The sequence below is a fragment of the Haloarcula sp. Atlit-47R genome (assembly GCF_003665985.1).
Lineage (GTDB): Archaea > Halobacteriota > Halobacteria > Halobacteriales > Haloarculaceae > Haloarcula > Haloarcula taiwanensis.
In genome coordinates this window covers 1-710 of record NZ_QPLQ01000021.1, presented here as the reverse complement: position 1 = coordinate 710, position 710 = coordinate 1, and the positions used below count along the sequence as shown (strand labels likewise).

The following is a 710-nucleotide window of genomic DNA, read 5'->3' as shown; positions in this document are numbered from 1 at the left end:
CTAAACGCAAAGCAAGTTCTTCATTCGTCATCACACAATAAACATTATTATTTTTATCTATAAAATGATTTTTATAAACACTATACTCATAACGACTCAGATAAATCGCATAAGCAATAATAGATTCAGCCGCTAAAGATTGATATTTGGGATTTTCAAATAAAGCATGTGGAAGACGATAAAATTCGTCAACATCATAGGCATAGAAATAATTATCATAGGGCTTTTTGGGATATAAACGATTCGGTTGATTGTTACCGAGACGTACGTCTTCTAACAAACCAAATTCAATCAATTGTTTTTTTAGTTTGATTACTGTTGGTTTCGACATATTAAGTTTAGTCATTAGTTCTTGGTTTGTATAAATGGAGAACAAACGCCCCTCATGATCGATAAATTGGGATTGAATGCCATGTTGCTTAGCATTAGCTTTCGATAAGCTTTGACGCTCAGAAATTAATGCATAGAGTAATTTGGCTTTCGCAGGTAGTGTGTTAAATGTAGGATCCTCAAATAAAAATTTGTATAGTTTTGTAAAACGTAATGTTTTAGGCATAATAAAAACCTCTTTCCTTATTTGTTTTGGTTAGAGGTAATAAAACGGTTACAATACAGGTATCGAATTTATATAGTTGCTACATGAATTGTTTGCGGTTATAATAGTTACTATTATGTTTATTAAAACGTTATACGCGTTTTATCACCTTTAG

Annotated in this window: 1 protein-coding gene; it reads right to left on the bottom strand. The window is 31.1% G+C overall.

Going from position 1 to position 710, the window contains the following annotated elements:
• Positions 1–556: replication initiator protein A (locus DVK00_RS20640; protein ID WP_199722512.1), on the bottom strand; the 556-nt coding region annotated here is incomplete at its 3' end.
• Positions 557–710 lie beyond the last annotated feature (154 nt).